This is a genomic window from Nostoc sp. UIC 10890, from assembly GCF_054786515.1.
Genome location: NZ_JBSGKF010000001.1, coordinates 3,014,440 through 3,031,183, shown reverse-complemented (window position 1 = coordinate 3,031,183; position 16,744 = coordinate 3,014,440). Strand labels below are relative to the sequence as shown.

At 41.1% G+C, this 16,744-nt stretch carries 15 protein-coding genes; 10 read left to right on the top strand and 5 right to left on the bottom strand.

Annotation, left to right across the window (positions count from 1 at the left end; translation table 11 throughout):
- Window positions 1-9 precede the first annotated feature (9 nt).
- Window positions 10-648: a dihydroxyacetone kinase subunit DhaL gene (gene dhaL / locus ACWATR_RS12060; RefSeq protein ID WP_460332519.1), complete on the bottom strand. Its 639-nt coding sequence runs from the start codon at window positions 646-648 to the stop codon at window positions 10-12.
- A 262-nt stretch (window positions 649-910) separates the two neighbouring features.
- Between dhaL and ACWATR_RS12055 the strand changes: the two genes are divergently transcribed.
- The 8 genes from ACWATR_RS12055 (at window position 911) to ACWATR_RS12020 (ending at window position 9,403) form a co-directional block, all read left to right on the top strand.
- Complete coding sequence (locus ACWATR_RS12055) at window positions 911-1,240, top strand: hypothetical protein (protein ID WP_460332517.1); 330 nt, start codon at window positions 911-913, stop codon at window positions 1,238-1,240.
- A 230-nt stretch (window positions 1,241-1,470) separates the two neighbouring features.
- Entirely contained in the window at window positions 1,471-2,019 is a 549-nt protein-coding gene (locus ACWATR_RS12050; protein ID WP_460332515.1) for a GIY-YIG nuclease family protein, read from the top strand.
- A 48-nt stretch (window positions 2,020-2,067) separates the two neighbouring features.
- Window positions 2,068-3,534 carry a protein kinase domain-containing protein gene (locus tag ACWATR_RS12045; RefSeq protein ID WP_460332513.1) on the top strand — a complete coding sequence of 489 codons (1,467 nt, stop codon included), beginning with the start codon at window positions 2,068-2,070 and terminating at the stop codon, window positions 3,532-3,534.
- A gap of 597 nt (window positions 3,535-4,131) precedes the next feature.
- A complete protein-coding gene (locus ACWATR_RS12040; RefSeq protein WP_460332511.1) occupies window positions 4,132-4,491 on the top strand; it encodes a Mo-dependent nitrogenase C-terminal domain-containing protein in 360 nt (119 codons plus the stop codon).
- A 26-nt stretch (window positions 4,492-4,517) separates the two neighbouring features.
- The gene (locus ACWATR_RS12035) at window positions 4,518-4,790 is read left to right on the top strand and encodes a cupin domain-containing protein (RefSeq protein ID WP_181932088.1); all 273 of its coding nucleotides are present in this window, start codon (window positions 4,518-4,520) and stop codon (window positions 4,788-4,790) included.
- A 699-nt stretch (window positions 4,791-5,489) separates the two neighbouring features.
- Window positions 5,490-6,236: a creatininase family protein gene (locus ACWATR_RS12030; protein WP_181932087.1), complete on the top strand. Its 747-nt coding sequence runs from the start codon at window positions 5,490-5,492 to the stop codon at window positions 6,234-6,236.
- A gap of 348 nt (window positions 6,237-6,584) precedes the next feature.
- Window positions 6,585-7,688 carry a photosystem II q(b) protein gene (psbA, locus tag ACWATR_RS12025; RefSeq protein WP_460332508.1) on the top strand — a complete coding sequence of 368 codons (1,104 nt, stop codon included), beginning with the start codon at window positions 6,585-6,587 and terminating at the stop codon, window positions 7,686-7,688.
- Between the two features lie 323 nt (window positions 7,689-8,011).
- Window positions 8,012-9,403 (top strand): malic enzyme-like NAD(P)-binding protein, encoded by a 1,392-nt coding sequence (locus tag ACWATR_RS12020; protein WP_460332506.1) that lies wholly within the window; start codon window positions 8,012-8,014, stop codon window positions 9,401-9,403.
- A gap of 179 nt (window positions 9,404-9,582) precedes the next feature.
- On the opposite strand, the gene ACWATR_RS12015 is transcribed toward ACWATR_RS12020, so the two are convergent.
- Together ACWATR_RS12015 and ACWATR_RS12010 are read right to left on the bottom strand one after the other, a co-directional pair.
- Complete coding sequence (locus ACWATR_RS12015; protein WP_460332504.1) at window positions 9,583-10,641, bottom strand: serine/threonine protein kinase; 1,059 nt, start codon at window positions 10,639-10,641, stop codon at window positions 9,583-9,585.
- A gap of 440 nt (window positions 10,642-11,081) precedes the next feature.
- Entirely contained in the window at window positions 11,082-11,984 is a 903-nt protein-coding gene (locus ACWATR_RS12010; RefSeq protein WP_460332502.1) for an alpha/beta fold hydrolase, read from the bottom strand.
- A gap of 158 nt (window positions 11,985-12,142) precedes the next feature.
- Between ACWATR_RS12010 and ACWATR_RS12005 the strand changes: the two genes are divergently transcribed.
- Window positions 12,143-13,828 (top strand): S-layer homology domain-containing protein, encoded by a 1,686-nt coding sequence (locus ACWATR_RS12005; protein ID WP_460332500.1) that lies wholly within the window; start codon window positions 12,143-12,145, stop codon window positions 13,826-13,828.
- A gap of 11 nt (window positions 13,829-13,839) precedes the next feature.
- Here the strand turns inward: ACWATR_RS12005 and ACWATR_RS12000 are convergent, their stop codons facing one another.
- Window positions 13,840-14,277, bottom strand: coding sequence for a VOC family protein (locus tag ACWATR_RS12000; protein ID WP_460332498.1), 438 nt, complete (start codon window positions 14,275-14,277; stop codon window positions 13,840-13,842).
- Window positions 14,278-14,390: 113 nt separating this feature from the next.
- Between ACWATR_RS12000 and ACWATR_RS11995 the strand changes: the two genes are divergently transcribed.
- The gene (locus ACWATR_RS11995; RefSeq protein WP_460332496.1) at window positions 14,391-15,170 is read left to right on the top strand and encodes an MBL fold metallo-hydrolase; all 780 of its coding nucleotides are present in this window, start codon (window positions 14,391-14,393) and stop codon (window positions 15,168-15,170) included.
- A 90-nt stretch (window positions 15,171-15,260) separates the two neighbouring features.
- Here the strand turns inward: ACWATR_RS11995 and ACWATR_RS11990 are convergent, their stop codons facing one another.
- Window positions 15,261-16,286, bottom strand: a complete 1,026-nt coding sequence (locus ACWATR_RS11990; protein ID WP_460332494.1) for a mechanosensitive ion channel family protein — start codon at window positions 16,284-16,286, stop codon at window positions 15,261-15,263.
- Window positions 16,287-16,744 lie beyond the last annotated feature (458 nt).

The following is a 16,744-nucleotide window of genomic DNA, read 5'->3' as shown; positions in this document are numbered from 1 at the left end:
GAAAATTTTTTATTCCCCGGAACTTTCTAATACCTTTAACAAACTCTTCAACATCAAATAAGCAGAAGTCCCTCCTGGATCTTGATGTCCAATACTGCGTTCCCCCAGGTAGCTAGCCCGTCCCTTTTTCGCCTGCATCGGTATAGTTTCTTGCAATCCCCTTTGGGCTGCTGCTACAGCCTGTTGCATAGCTTCCAGCGTTCCCTGACTTTCTTCTACAGCCTGCCCAAAAGCGGCTACAGCCGGAGATAGCACATCCACCATTGTTTTATCTCCTAGTTGGGCTTTTCCACGTTGCACCACGCCGTCTAAGCCTGCTTGGAGTATCCCTAAAACATCTTGTTCTGTTAATTTTTGCTTACCAACTACTGCTGTACTTGCTCGTAAAAACCAGGTGCCATAAAGAGGGCCACTGGCACCGCCAATAGAAGAAATCAAGGTCATACTCACGGCTTTGAAAATGCTGCTGATGTCTTTGTCTGTAAGAGTTGGTAACTGAGCGCTTACCTTTTTGAAGCCTCGATCCATATTGATTCCGTGGTCAGCATCTCCGATCGCAGCATCTAATTCTGTCAAATAGGCTTTATTCTGTTCTATCTCTGTTGCAAATGCCTGCAACCATTGTAATATCTGCGCTTGACTCACCATATTAAAATAATTCGTAATTTAAAGACGGTTTCAGACTGTTATTTAAGGAAAAATCACCTATCGATAAGAATCTGCTAAACTTCACGATTCTTAACCATGCTAGCTTCCTCGTGTAGCTGACAGAAGTCCCACAATCCAATAGGCTGATCTTAAAGTGGTAATTTTTTACCAAGCTCATCTGCACAAAAAAGTAGATGACTATGTGCAACATGTTGCCTATTTTCTCTCATTACTTAGTCGTTAATAACTACATATACAGAAAATGCCCCTGAAAATCGTCCAGAACTTTGATGGCAATTTCACTCTTGAAGCACAAGCCCAAGAAACTCTATTCAATTTATTGACAAGCGTTGCTTTCTTAAACCAAATTTCTCAACAGTTGGGATGTGAGCAAGTTAAATTTACAGAATTACTTTTCCAACCAGTTCCTTACAGCTTAACTACCACTAAAGGAATGCCAGCAGAATTTGAAAAGTATCATGAATCTGATGAATATGCCATCATCAACGTACCACCAAATTTCATGTTTAGTGCTAAGATTTTTAAACCCAGTCGCCTTTGTGCAATTTACCAGAAATTGGGTAATGGTTAATTTTCAAGATAAATTTAATTCAAGAATTCAGCATCCAGAATTCAGAATTTAAAAAGAATGCAGCATGAATAGTAAATTTATGGATCAAATTTTATCCTAATTATTTAACTATTCTGAATCCTGACTCCTGTTAGCGATAGCGGGGCATTTAGCCCATTCTGAATCCTGAATTCTTACAATTTAAGCAATTTTCACTTTTGAAGGCAAATAGCAAGTTTGATATTTGATGTATGGCTACTGAAACAAATCTTTCTTCTTTGGCAACCCTAGAATATATTTCTTATATTGACGCTCAAGGTCAATTGCCCGAACAATTTCAGGGTAAAATCGGGATATATGCGATTTTTGACCAAGAAAAAGTACTCCAATTTGTAGGCTACTCTCGTGATGTTTACCTTAGCCTCAAACAACATTTAGTCCGTCAGCCACAGCAATGTTATTGGGTTAAAGTTCAAACTATTGAACGCCCTAGTCGCACAATTTTAGAAAATACTGAAAATGCTTGGATTGCTGAAAATGGCAGTGTACCTTGGGGAAATGGAGATAACAAAGAAAAATGGACTAATCCCATTGATGTCAAGGTGGTAATGACACCTGAAGAACAGGCAAATTATCAAAATCCAGCTAATGATGAATTAGCAACAAGAAAAATTATTAAAAATGTGGCGCGGAGAGTAGAAGCAGAAATTTCAAAGCAATTACTAGAAATGCGAGGTTTGCAAGTGGAAATTCGCTTCAATCCTAAATTGAAAGAAGAAGGTTTACTAGATTTGAAATGAAGGTAGTTTTGGGGAAAACTATCTTATGAATATCACTTGTAATCTCCCATGACAATACAGCTGCTAAACGATCGCTATCAAGTTATCCGCACACTGGGTGCTGGTGGGTTTGGTGAAACCTATCTCGCAGAAGATACGTATATGCCTTCAAAGCGTCCTTGTGTGGTTAAACAATTAAGACCGATTCACAACAATCCCCAAATTTATCAGTTAGTGCAAGAGAGGTTTCAACGCGAAGCAGCGATTCTTGAAGAACTTGGTGGTGCAAATGACCAAATCCCGGCATTGTATGCCTACTTCTCCTCTGGTGGACAATTTTACTTAGTTCAGGAGTGGGTTGAAGGCGATACCCTAACTGGAAAAGTTCAGAAGCAGGGGCTATTTAGTGAACGTGCTGTCCAGGAATTATTCATGAATTTACTACCCGTCCTGGATTACGTCCACTCTCGGCATATCGTTCACCGCGATATTAAACCGGATAACATCATTGTGCGTAATCAAGATGGTAAATCGGTGCTAATTGATTTTGGTGCTGTGCGGGAATCAATGGGAACAGTAGTAAATTCTCAAGGCAATCCTACCAGTTCTATTGTGATTGGTACACCTGGCTATATGCCGAGTGAACAAGCCGCAGGTAGACCAGTTTTTTCTAGCGATTTATACAGTTTAGGAATGACGGTAATTTATTTGCTGACTGGTAAACAGGCGCAGCAACTAGAAACCGATTCCCAGACGGGTGAAATTGTTTGGCGACAGTATGCTGGTCATATTAGCCCAATTATGGCAGGAGTAATTGATAAAGCGATCGCTTATCATCCGCGCGATCGCTACCCTACAGCCAGAGCAATGCTGGATGCTTTGCAGAGCATAGCAAATCCAATTCCACCGACGCAACCCCTCTTGACTCAACCAACTGTAGTCTCTGCACCACCACCTCAGACAGTACCAGTCAAACCACAGCCTAGCCCTCAAAGTGGTAATAGTCAGAATAATATCCTCATGGGTAGTTTGATTGCAGGTGGATTAATTGGTGCATCTGTGATTATTAGTCAAGTGTTACCAAAATCTTCTCAACCCATAACAGACAAAACGGTATTACCTTCAGAAACACCGTCAAATGTCACCACCCCGGTGATAGAAACTCCCAAAATTACACCAACTACCCCATCTGTTCCAATTCAATCTATACCTTCCTCAACGACATCAGTACCACCAGTAGATACCACCGCCGTCAACAATTTTTTATGGCTTTCCCAAAGACGGGTAACTGATGCAGATTTGGATGGTAAAGACGGTTTGGAACTTGATATAATGCGAAATTCGGTTTTTGCCATTCATGGACGCCGCTTTGATACTCCAGAATTACAAGATTATTTTAATAACCAATCTTGGTATCGTCCTATATATTTACCAAAAGCATTTCCACTTAGATTACTGTCAAAATTAGAGCAACAGAATGTAGACTATATCAGCAAATATCAAGACCGTTATGGCTTGAGACATTTTAAAAAATAAGTTTTTCACAATAGGGCAATGGGGGAGTTCAGCACTGGGAACTCAAAACTTATAACTATTTTGCCCCACGCCCTTGCGTAAGTCCTAATATTTAGTTTGGACTTATCAAAAAATTTTTTGCTACTGATTTACATAATATCTAGGTTAGGTTATGTAGTATATCAGACAAATTTATGGACATTAAATACCCTAAAATCGAAAGACATTAGGGGCTAATCCTAGCGAAATGTATATGGGGTGAGAAAAAAACTATATTTGTCTGCCATAAACTACATCTCCAGATACTAGGCAGTTTCAGAACCAGGAATTTATATTCAATATATCAGATAGCTATCTTTGAGATTAGCAATCCATAAGTTAAAGAAATGCCATTTTTATATTTTCTTTGTTATTTTGTATTTAACGGGACAGTTCTTGATGATTTGGTGGGTTTAAATAACAATTAGTTAAACCATTTCTCTCCAGAGATGCATGTAAAATCTTTGCATTGTGCTTGTCTTCGTTATCTTCACAATGCAAAATGACCAGACAGATTACATGGCAATATTCCCAATCGGCAAATAGTTCATCTACACAAGGAAAACCTTGCCTAAAACTATGCTTAAAACAAATAATCAGCGTATTTTTCTGCCTGCTTTTATTAAACCTTTAGAAGAAAAGAATCGAATAGGTAGTAAAAAGCAATTTGCTCAACCTAAATTAGATTTACTGCAACCATTACGTCAATGGCTGGACAAAATTGAGATTCAGAATCGGAAATTCGCCAAATTTATTGCTAAACTGATCCCCGCCCAGTGTCCGTTCGAGCGTGATATCATGCTTTTTGGTCGCATAATAGGTCACATTCCGCCAATGTGCAAACTCAATCCGCTTTATAACGAACTTGTCTACTTGCGTTTTCGCGCTTTGTGTTATCTAGTAGATCAGTGTGGAGAGGATATTCAATCCTACTGCTGAACATCACTAGAGAAAACACTATCTATATGGAAATTAAAATTGAGCGTCAACCCAGACAAGAACATCTCAATGAATTAGGTGTATTTAAATGGGAAGTTTGGAAAAAGGAAGTCTCAAAATTTCCTTGGACTTATGATTCTCAAGAAACTTGTTACTTTTTGGAAGGAGACGTAGTTGTTACTCCTGATGGTGGACAGCCAGTGCAAATGGGTAAAGGCGATTTAGTGATTTTTCCCGCTGGTATGTCTTGCACATGGGAAATTACCAAGGACGTAAAGAAGCATTATTACTTTGATTAGTCAAGATTCAAAATTGATCCCCCTTGTTTTCTTGATGATCCAGAAAATCAACATCTCATCACTCAATTTTGATTTGTATTATAGGGAAGTTCGCGGCGAGTATCGTAGGATAAAATGGCAGAGTCCGTAAATTGCTTATATCCATATAGGAATCCGCTTTGATTTCTGAACGAATTTGCGTAGACAGGCAATAGGCAATAGGCAATAGGCAACAGGCAACAGTCAAGAAGGCTTCTTAGTTGTACTGAGTTTTTTCAGAAATCAAATATTAGTCCTATATCTGTCGAAACTCGTTGCGATTCCATTCCCTAAACAATATTCATGAAAAACTCCACGCCACTTGTGGTATGGAGTTTCCCGCCGCTTTCAATAAAAAATAGATAGTCCCATTTTCTCAAAATTTGGCAGTAGATAATGATCCCCGACTTCCCAAAGAAGTTGGGGATATTGGATATTTGACCTCTTGCAAAAACATATTTTTGCAAGAGAGGGAAAGGGGTAAAGGTTAAAGGGAAAGGATTTTGAGTTTCTTTACCCTTTTCCCCTTCCCCTTTACCCCGACTTTTGCAAGAAGTCTATTGTGCGATCGCTACCACAGGGAATCTTGGGAGTTCATAATCGTATTAGTGGGAGTTTATATGCTCTTTAGCAGAAAAATGTTTGATCCCACGGCAATTTTATTGAGGAAAATCATTAACAGTGTTACTACATTTAAGTACTTGGCAAGAAGTTGAAGCTTATTTACAGCAATCCAAGGGGATTATTTTCCCTATTGGTTCCACAGAACAACATGGGCCAACGGGGTTAATTGGCACTGATGCGATTTGTGCAGAAGCGATCGCAGCTGGTGTTGGTGATGCAACTCAAGCGATCGTTGGCCCTACAATCAATGTGGGTATGGCACTGCATCATACTGCTTTTCCTGGCACAATCAGTCTGCGTCCCAGCACTTTGATTCAAGTAGTGCGAGATTATGTAACTTGTTTAGCCAAAGCTGGTTTTAGCAAATTCTACTTTATTAACGGACACGGCGGGAACATCGCTACCCTCAAAGCGGCTTTTTCAGAAACTTACGCTCATTTAGAAGATTTGCAGATTCCCAATGCTCAACAGGTGCAATGTCAAGTTGCAAACTGGTTTATGTGTGGTTCTGTATATAAGCTAGCTAAAGAATTATATGGGGATCAAGAAGGTTCTCATGCAACGCCAAGTGAAGTAGCCCTCACTCAGTACGTTTATCCAGAGGCGATTAAGCAAGCACCCCTTTCACCAGAAGTTGCAAGTGGACATAGGATTTATAGCGCAGCTGACTTTCGAGTACATTATCCAGATGGACGCATGGGATCAAATCCGGATTTAGCAACGCCAGAACACGGTAAGCAATTTTATGATTTGGCGGTGAAAGAACTTAGCAAGGGGTATTTGGAATTTGTGAACGCAGAATAAAAACTTATAGGCGATATGACGAAAGTTTTAGCAGTGCTGCAACAAGGTTTAAATTCCTAAGAACACACGGAGTTTGTTGAGCCTTTAGCTTAGTAAAACTTAATACAAATGAATTGAAAAATACAAATTGTTCATGTAAAACGTGATATATGAGCCGGTAAAAGTTTCCCCTTTTTCACACAATCTCCCTGGGGAAGTTAGTTAATAGCATTTGTTGGTGTGAGGTAATTCTAGAGAGTTCCGGCGAATAGGGAGAAAGTATTTGGCGAAAGTCATTGAAAACAGTACAAGTCTCAATTCCTGAGAATTGGGGAAGTTTGTTGTCAGCGATTTATAAACAACACAGTTATGTCCACCACTCTCGGAAGAAGCGAAAGCGGCAACCTGTGGGATCGTTTTTGTCAATGGATTACTAGCACCGACAATCGGCTTTATATCGGTTGGTTCGGCGTTTTAATGATTCCTACCCTATTGACCGCTACTATCTGTTTCATTATTGCCTTTATTGCTGCACCCCCCGTCGATATTGACGGCATTCGGGAGCCAGTTTCTGGTTCTTTATTATACGGCAATAACATTATCACTGGTGCTGTTGTACCCACATCTAATGCCATTGGTTTGCACTTCTACCCAATTTGGGAAGCTGCTTCAATGGATGAATGGCTCTACAACGGCGGCCCTTATCAGCTAATTGTCTTGCACTTCTTGATTGGGATCTTCTGTTGGCTCGGTCGGCAATGGGAGTTAAGCTATCGTCTGGGGATGCGTCCTTGGATTTGCCTTGCTTACTCTGCTCCTGTAGCTGCTGCAACTTCGGTTTTCTTAATTTACCCAATTGGTCAAGGTAGCTTTTCTGACGGGATGCCTCTTGGCATTAGCGGCACTTTTAATTTCATGTTGGTATTCCAAGCCGAGCATAATATCCTGATGCATCCATTCCATGAATTCGGTGTAGCTGCGGTGTTCGGTGGTGCTTTTTTCGCAGCAATGCACGGTTCTTTGGTGTCTTCCTCTCTAGTCAGAGAGACAACTGAAGCTGAATCTATAAACTATGGGTACAAGTTTGGTCAAGAACAAGAAACCTATAGCATCGTAGCGGCTCACGGTTACTTTGGGCGGTTAATCTGGCAATATGCTAGCTTTAACAACTCGCGTTCCTTGCACTTTTTCTTAGCCGCTTGGCCTGTAGTTGGTATCTGGTTAACGGCATTAGGTATCAGCACGATGGCATTTAATCTTAACGGGTTCAACTTTAACCAATCAATTCTGGACTCCAAAGGTCATGTAATTAATACATGGGCAGATGTGCTAAACCGCGCCAATTTAGGTATAGAAGTAATGCACGAGCGCAATGCTCACAACTTCCCCTTGGATTTGGCGGCTGGTGAGGCATTGCCTGTGGCAACGATGTCTACGACGGGCTACGCCTACGCACCTGCAATACATGGTTAATTGTAATTTGAAATTCACCGCGCTCTCTGTTTAGAGGGCGCTTTTTTTATGAAGCTCTAGTTATACAAAGATTTACACAGCTAAAATTTTAAAAAAATATCTGGTGTATTTGGGTACAATTACTAAATTGTTACTCATTTACATTAGTAAATGCATTGGTATAAATAAAAATAATTATCAAAACTGTGAGCAGTGAGTAAACTAACTGCTGGTGGTTATTCCAAGGGTTTAAATTTATTGTGTTTCCACTGACTAAAAAATCTCAGATTTTAGTTTTTGTCTCAATTCAATATAAAATCTAAAACTTAAAATCCAAAATCAACATGGCAGACCTAACTCCTAATTCTAGTTTTAGTTTGACACTGCGCTTGCAGATTCCTAATCGTGTAGGGATGCTGGCGTCAGTAACCCAGGCGATCGCAATCACTGGTGGTAATCTCGGTCAAATTGATTTAATTGAGCAAACCCGCAAAGAGTCTACCCGCGATTTGACTGTGGATGCTGCTAGTACCGAACACGCGGAAACCATTGTGCAAGCAGTCAAAGCATTGCCAGATATCAAGTTACTCAGTGTCTACGATCGCACCTTTAATTTGCATCGTGGTGGCAAAATCAGCATTACCAGCAGAATTCCTCTGAAGAGTGTTTCCGATCTAGCAATGGCTTACACGCCCGGAGTCGGTCGAATTTGTACAGCGATCGCTCAAGACCCAGAGGAAGTTTACAATTTAACCATTAAACAAAACACTGTCGCTATTGTTACCGATGGTAGTGCCGTTTTGGGTTTAGGAAATCTCGGCCCAGCAGCGGCTCTCCCAGTTATGGAAGGCAAAGCAATGCTGTTCAAAGAATTTGCCGGGCTGGATGCTTTTCCCATCTGCCTTGCTACCCAAGATACAGAAGAAATTATCCAGGCAGTTAAGAATATCGCTCCGGTATTTGGGGGCGTGAATTTAGAAGATATCGCTGCACCTCGCTGCTTTGAAATTGAAAAAAGATTGCGCCAAGAGTTAGATATCCCCGTTTTTCATGATGACCAGCATGGTACAGCGATTGTTACCTTGGCAGCGTTGTTCAATTCTCTAAAGCTGGTAAATAAAGCAATGGGGGAAATCCGCATCGTGATTAACGGTGCTGGGGCGGCTGGAGTGGCGATCGCTCGGTTACTGAGGAAAGCTGGAGCAGAAAAAATCTGGATGTGCGATTCTAAAGGGATTATCTCTACTAGTCGCACCGATTTGACAGAAGAAAAACTCGAATTTGCTGTGAAAGCTCAGGGTACATTAGCGGGTGCGATGCAAGGCGCAGATGTATTTATTGGTGTCAGTGTACCAGGAGTTTTGACACCAGAAATGGTGCATTCGATGGCGAAAGACGCAATTGTGTTTGCAATGGCAAATCCGATTCCAGAAATTCAGCCAGAATTAATCAGTAAAGATGTTGCAGTCATCGCGACCGGTCGCAGTGACTATCCGAATCAAATCAATAACGTGTTAGCTTTTCCTGGAGTATTCCGTGGTGCTTTAGATTGTCGGGCACAGACAATTACCACCACAATGTACCTAGAAGCTGCAAGTGCGATCGCCTCCTTAGTCAAGCCTTCAGATTTGAATCGGGAACATATTATTCCGTCAGTCTTTGATGAGCGTGTCGTCACTGCTGTTGCTGCTGCTGTACAACGTGCAGCGCGTGAAGAAGGTATCGCTCGGAATTAAAACAATTTGCAATGACGCGACGCTCCTGCGTCGCTAACGCTTCGCTATCGCGGACTCGCTACCGCTACGTTCGCGGAGTGTCTCGTAGAGAAGAGAGCAATTACGTTTTGGGCCGGGTCTAAATCCCCGTCCCAAAACGCGCTGCCTGTCTTGCTGGGGACTTAAACCCCCAAAGTTCGTTAACGTCTGGTTTTTTCTTGGCAACTTGAGCTGAAATCAAAGCCTTGACATTCTGTAGCTTCCAGCAATTGCCTAACTGTATCACCAGGCTGACAACTCATCAAAGTTGCCCCAATCGCAGCCAATGTAATGACAGTGGCTAGTGCCAGTACTGTAGCTCGTTTTCTAGGTTTGATTGTAGTGACTAAAGTATCTATCCCAGTGGCAGTACCAACAACCTGAATTCGTTGAAGTGTTTTTAAAGCAAAAGATGCATTGGCATAGCGACGTTTCCGGTTACGTTCTACCATTCTCATCAACCACAACCGAAAACGTGGACTGATTTGAGGAACTAATTTCTGAAAATTAAATCGATAGTTATCATCAATTAATTTGCCAATTTCAGCAGAACGAGTATTAGTAAGTAAGCAAATTAGCGTTGCTCCTAAACTATATAAATCTGATGCTTCTGTTAGAGGATGACCAAACTGTTCCTCTGGTGGCATAAAACCTGGAGTTCCAGCTACAAAGCTGCTAAGAGCTATTTTTGCACCCTGTATCCTAGCTAAACCAAAATCAACCAGATAAGCGTTTAGTTGCTCATCAACCAAAATATTTTCTGGCTTAATATCCCGATGAATAATTGAGGGAACTTGCTTTTGCAGGTAAACCAAAATTTCTAAGATTGACAAAGCAATTTGCTTAATTTCTTCAGGATGAAAACTGCGTCTTATACCCAATGATGGGGCATTTTTATATTCCTGCACCATATAAAAAACCCCTGGTATTTCAAAGGAATCTACATAGCGAGGAATGCGGGGATGATTCAGTTGTTGCAAGATTTCAATTTCGCGTTCATAGGCTTTTATGCCTGACAAATCTGCACTTGCATGAGCAAAACAAAACTCTTTAATCACCACCTGTTCATTAGAGTTGAGGACATTAGCTAAATAAGTAATGCGTCCCCCTTCTCGGTTGCGTCCTAGTTCGCTGATGACTTGATAGCCTTGTTGGGAAAAATCTGGATAATGACTTAAGGGAATTATTCCTTTTTGTTCATTACGCACATCAAGCTCCATTACATTCACCAGATGAGTTTGATTTTTTCAAAATGCAATAAAAAATAAGAGTGACTCACCCAGATTGTTAGCCGCATTTTTACCTTGCACACGCCGAGGTGCATAGGCACAAAGTTATTCTTGATGACGGACACTTTGCTCAATGTCATATGCAAGTGTTGTTGATGGACAGTTGGCCCTCGTCTTGAGTCTAGGCATGAAATTATAGCGGTTCTCGAATGGAAGCAATACACTTTGACCTCTCTCCTTTTAGGAGAGAGGCTTTAAGTCTTACTCCCCAACGCTAGCAGGGAAGAGGCTGGGGGTTAGGTCTGTATTTCATGCAATTGAGAACTACTATATTGACTAACTGAGTGTCAAATTGTGAGTTAGGAGTTAGGAGTAAAACTTCTAATAATTTTTTAGTTCTAACTTTTAACTCATCACTCTTAACTTCTAATTTAGAACCCTTGATATTGTGCCAGCCAATCGATAATCTGGGCATTGACAACATCTGGAACTTCATCGTGAGGACAATGACCGGCATTGGGAATGGGAACAATTTTAATTTCTTTGCCATTCTCACGCGCCTTTTCGTAAATCTTGGCCCCGGTAATTGGTGTCCAAGGGTCATCGGCACCCCAAATCACTAATATAGGACGTTCTACTTTGGGCAATAGTTCCTCTGGACTTGGGCCAGGAGGTGCTGTGAGAATGGATGCGAAAACTTGTTGCGCTCCTGGGTCGCAAGAGGGAGTATAAAGTAAATCAACTAATTCATCGGTGACGGCTTGGCGATCGCGGTAAACTTGGTAAAGGGTACGGCGAATCTGGGCTTTTTGGCGAATGCGGTTATAGACAAATTTACCTGTAATTGGCGATCGCACAAACCGATTAAAAGTTGCCATCACCATCCGTAGCGGCGGGTTCAATTCGTGAGGACGATGACTCAACCCACCCGCAGAATTAATTAAAATACCACCAGCAGCAATTTCTGGATGTTCAACCAGTACAATTAAGCTCAACAGTGCGCCGATGGAGTTGCCAATAAATACAGCAGGTTCATGTATATGTGCTGTGCAGAAATCTTTCAACAGTTCCACCCAAACTTCCACACTGTAATCAATCGGCGCTTTATCAGAACCGCCAAAACCTAAAAGGTCTATAGCAAATACCTGGTAGCCAGCGTCAGCTAAAACTGGGATATTTTTGCGCCAGTGTCCAATGGAAGCACCAAAGCCGTGAACCAGTACCAAAGGGCGTCCAGTGCCCATAACAGTGTATTGAATTTTGTAACCCTGCCAATTCCAAAAGAATTTTTCAAAAGCGTCTTGAGTTGCAAGCTGCTGTGTCGTTACAGTCATTATTAAGATTAATAAAGTGTTTCTTTAATATAGTAATGTTCTCTGACCGAAATAGTGCTGAGTGCTGTTAGTTCCATCCACCCCAAGGGATTAATAAGTCGAGGGATACCAAATACCCCTATGACTTTTTAGACGAATGGTAGTGTGAGATGAAATACATGAATCAAAGTTACTTTGCTCAAATCAGCAAGTTTGTTTTGGCTGCAACTTCTGTGGCAATATTTTCACCAATAGCTTCTGCCGATGCAACTTTAGGATTCTCTACCACCGTCGCCCAAATATCTGATCATTCCACAGGTCAACCACTTTTAGCCGATAAGGAAGTAGAAAGAAGGAGTCGTACTACTACTATTGAGCGGCAAACCATCACCACAGAAAGCCGCAATAGTACTGTTTCTGCAAAAGGAAAAAAAACAGGTTTTAGTCTTGCTATTTGGGAACCATCTGGTAACTTGTCAGAGGTGATTGCTCGCATTTCTGTCAAGAGTAAAGGTGGCAAGGGCTATTTAAAAGAGCGGTTTTTAGGTGATTACAAGTACAAGATTAAGCAAAAAGCAAAATTTGCTAAGGGGTTAAAAGCCAGCGATCGCATCGTCGTGCGATTGTATGATATTGAAAACCGCTTTATTGGCTACAGTGAATTTGAGTGTTTGTCGGCAAACACCACAGTTAACCTGATTTTGTCAGCCAAACCTACAGAATACCAAGTCGTTCGCACTGTTTATGGTGTTGATGCTGACCAAAACGGCACTATTGACGCAGGTACTACCACTTACGACTACTTCACCCAAGTCAGCGACCAACGTGTTAGTTTCCTAAGCAGTTCCCAAACCTTCCAAGGTAGTCAGTTCCAAGTAGAAGGTTTATCAACAATTGCGGGAACCAGCGTTTATCCCGTTTCTTTCACTCAGGGTGAGTATGCTTTAGTGCGTCAGTCGTTCGTGAGCATCTTTAGTTCCGACTTAGCAGAGGCTTTGCAAGCGACTCCTGGCAGTTTGGTGCAGGTGATTGAAGTCAGCGATAACTCTAGCTATGATGTCAACCAAATGCTGATGAATTATCGCCAAGTTGGAATGTCTCGCGCTCTCCAGGTTGGGTTTTCTGACGTTTCCACAAACTACTGGGCTAAAGATTTTATTGCCGAGTTGGCCTCGATGGAAATTCTCGAAGGTTTTCCTGATGGAACTTTCCGCCCAGATGCACCAGTAACTCGCGCTCAATTTGCGGCAATGCTACGGAAAGCCTTTACCAAGGGGAAAATTCGTCGAGCGATCGCATTTAAAGATGTCTCAACTCAATATTGGGCTTACAATGCCATCAGCGAAGTTTATCAAATGGGCTTTTTAAACGCTGTTGTTGGCAAGGATTTCAATCCCAGCCAAAGCCTTTCTCGCCTTGACGTTTTGGTAGCATTAGCGCGAGGATTAAATTATAAAAGTAGTGGTTCCACGGATACAATCTTATCTGTTTACAGCGATGCAACTACTATTCGTAGTGAATATCGCAGTCTGATTGCTGCTCTTACACAACGCGGTATAGTCGTCAACTATCCCAATACAAACTTGCTAAATGTTGAACGGGTTGCAACCAGGTCTGAAGTATCTGCTTTGCTATACCAAGCCTTATCTAGCACCGGAGAGGTAGCAAACATCTCTTCGCAGTATGTTGTTGGACAACAACAAGTTGCAGTGGAGGAACAGACTGAAACTTCGACCGAGGGCGTCAAACCACGTCGCAATTGCAACCAAGGAATTGGTAATGGTTCTGAGGGCTGTGACCCAGGCAATTCCAGTCCTCACGGTGGTAGTAACGATGAAGGTGGACGCACCCCTGGCAAAAAGTAACACCAATTTTTTTAAGAGACGCGATTAATCGCGTCTCTAGCTTGCTCAACTGTAAAACTAATTTCCTGACCATAGGAAATTTCCAGTGTATGATCATCTGGGTCTTGAAGATAAGCCCAGTAACCAACCGGATGACCCCAGTCATTTGGTCCAGCCAACAGTATTCCATCATTGCGTGCTTCATTGCACAGGCGATCGATTTCCCCACGATTCTGATAAGCTACCCCAAGATGGGATTGTGGTAATAGTGCGCCTTCTACTTTAGGTACTTTAATGAGGACAATTACAAAAGGTCTAGTCAGGTCACTAATCCAAGCAACATCTGATTGAGTCGCTTGATCAATGCGGTGATGCACGACTGTCATCTGGGCATACTTTGCATAAAATGAGATACTTGCATCAACATCACTGACTGCAAGTGCAATGTGAGTAAAACCAAGATCAGACATAAAAAGAACTCCGTGTGTAGACTTGAGCGGACGAATGTAGGTATTGACCTCAGTGCTTACATAGAAAGCTGACACGATTGATAATGAAGGTAGGCGTTATCTTCACAAAATTTATGTTTTTAACTTGGTTCGACAGCAACTCTTGGTTACTGGAAATCGGCAGAAAACGAATACTGATTGACCCTTGGCTGGTAGGTTCGTTAATTTTCAGCAATTTGGATTGGTTATTTAAAGGTTCGCGATCGCAAAATCGCCCAATCCCAGATAATATTGATTTGATTCTGCTCTCTCAAGGTTTAGAAGACCACGCTCACCCACCAACGCTTCAGGTACTCGACCACAGCATCAAGGTTGTAGCCTCTCCCAATGCAGCCAAGGTAGTACAGAAGTTAGGTTACACCCAAGTTACAGTATTGGCTCATGGTGAAACTTTCAGTTTAAATAATCAAGTTGAAATCAAAGCTTTCCCCGGCTCGCCCATTGGCCCTACTCTGGTAGAAAATAGTTATCTCCTCAAAGAATTGGAGAGTGGTCTAACTGTATACTACGAGCCTCACGGTTATCATTCTCCACAACTTCAGCAATCTGCACCTATCGATGTCGTGATTACACCGTTTATTGACATGACATTGCCTGTGCTTGGGCCGATTATTAAAGGTAAAAATAGTGCTTTGGAAGTAGTTAAATCGTTACATCCTCAAGTAATATTACCTACGGCGGCTGGTGGGGATGTGTCCTTTGAAGGATTGCTGATGAAACTCATTCAGACTAAGGGAACTGCTGAAGAATTTCGTTCCTTACTTGAGAAAAATAATCTGGCGACACGGGTACTTGAGCCAAAACCAGGCGATCGCTTTGAACTACCATTAGAAAAACGAGCATTAGCAATCTAAGTTACACCTAGCCCTAGCGATTACAAATCGAGGTTTTCAACCCGCGCAGGCGGGTTTCGTCTGTATAGCTGTGACTTCTAGTCGCCAGGGCTAATTTCGTTCCATAGCTGAATTATCTTGCATATACACTTCTCTAACCGGAAAAGGAATTTGAATTCCGGCTTTCTGATAGCGTTTATGTAACTTCTTAACAAATAGATGTTTACCAATACGCTGATCAAAATATTCATTTACGCGCATATAAAGCGTAAAATCTATACTAAAATCATTGAAAGTATGAAATCTGATATATGGTTCAATCCCTTTTAATTCCGGTGCAATTTCTTGCATTACTTCTTTAGCAACTTCTACAGTCACTTTTTCAACTTCTTCCAAATCGCTATCATAACTTACACCCACATCCATTGTTAAAGTAATTTCCTTTGCGGGTAAATGGTAGTTGGTAAAAATCGCAGAAGATAACTTAGAATTGGGAACAATAACTACATTATTTGAAATTTCTTTAATAGTCGTATTGCGCCAAGAAATATCTATAACATATCCCTCATGTCCAGCATCTAATTTCACATAGTCTCCGGTTCTAACTTGCTTAGAGATAATTAAGTAAAAACCAGAAAACAAATTTGCAAGTGTGTCTTGAAGTGCTAAACCAACTGCTAAACCACCAATCCCTAAAGTTGTGATTATTGGTGTAATTTGAACACCTACAGTTTGCAATATAATTAATGTTCCCAAAGCTAAAACAGTAGCCTTAGCAAGGTTAGAAATTAGTGATGTAGGAACCCCCTCTGCTCTGCTAATAAATAAATTAACAAAACCAGCAGTCAATTTGGCTAAGACTAGGGTTATTGAATACAGCAATGCGATCGTCAGCACTTTTTGCAGTACAATGGCAACATCTGGCTTGAGGGGAGAACTCAGAATTGCCCAAAAGAAACCGCCAATGACAAACCAAATAAAAGTCATGCGGTGCAGAGAGTGAAATATAATATTACCCCCGGCAATTCGTTTATTATTAACGAATGTTTCCAGTTTTTTGAAGATAACTTTTTCACCAATTATCCCAGCTAGTAAGCCAGCTAAAATAAATGCTATCGGCGGAATCCATTCCATCATAATCAATTTTAAATTTGGAATTTTAGATTTAGGAGAGCAGCATTTTTGCTGTGATTATAGCTAAATTTTACCTTGTTAGGATAAACACTTAATTATCTCTCGACTTTGAGAAAAAACAATCTGAACACGTTTTATATCTGGTCATTCCTTCTGAAGTCTAACTATAAATTTTTCTGAACCACGACTTTGTGCCAAACCAACGAAAGTGCTGTAATTACCTATTCAGAACTATTTCAAGAACAAATTGGTCAAATATTATTAGAAAATCAACGCCTTTATTAAGTGTAGTTTAGTAGTGCGTTACCCTGTCGCTAACGCACTCTACGAAAGTTGTAGATTGTCAAGTCTGAGATCCTAAATTATACCAATTCAATTAATGATTGCAACCCATCCTTGGGTAAAGACGCGATGAGTTGCGTCTCTACAGATGGTCTATTTGTCGCATTTTTTGTTAAATT